This is a genomic window from Pectobacterium sp. 1950-15 (genome assembly GCF_037136835.1).
In the GTDB taxonomy this organism is placed as follows: domain Bacteria; phylum Pseudomonadota; class Gammaproteobacteria; order Enterobacterales; family Enterobacteriaceae; genus Pectobacterium.
This window is the reverse complement of record NZ_JBBBQR010000056.1, coordinates 1-277: the sequence shown is the minus strand read 5'-3', so window position 1 is coordinate 277 and position 277 is coordinate 1. Positions and strand designations below refer to the sequence as shown.

The 277-nt window shown below is 54.5% G+C and carries 1 protein-coding gene; it reads right to left on the bottom strand.

Annotated features, from left to right (window positions below):
- Positions 1-277 (bottom strand): Ig-like domain-containing protein (locus WCT94_RS20765; protein ID WP_336871613.1); only part of this gene is annotated, 277 nt, incomplete at both ends.

Sequence of the window (277 nt, the reverse complement as noted above, 5' to 3'; positions counted from 1 at the left end):
TGTCGCACTCACATCACCGTTGGCGGCTAATACCGATCCCGGTACATTCACGCTCCAGGTTTTGCCATCCGCATTGACGGTGGTCTGGTAGGTTTCCGTGCCGACTTTTACCGTAATGGCATCGCCCGCTTTAACTTCATTGCCCACCTTACCGGTGACCGCTATCGTCTGACCGGACTCGCTGGCATTGATGACATTATCCGACGTCACATCGTCGATTGTAATCGATGCGGTTGGTGCAACGGTGTCGACACCATAAGCGTGACTGGTGTTGGCG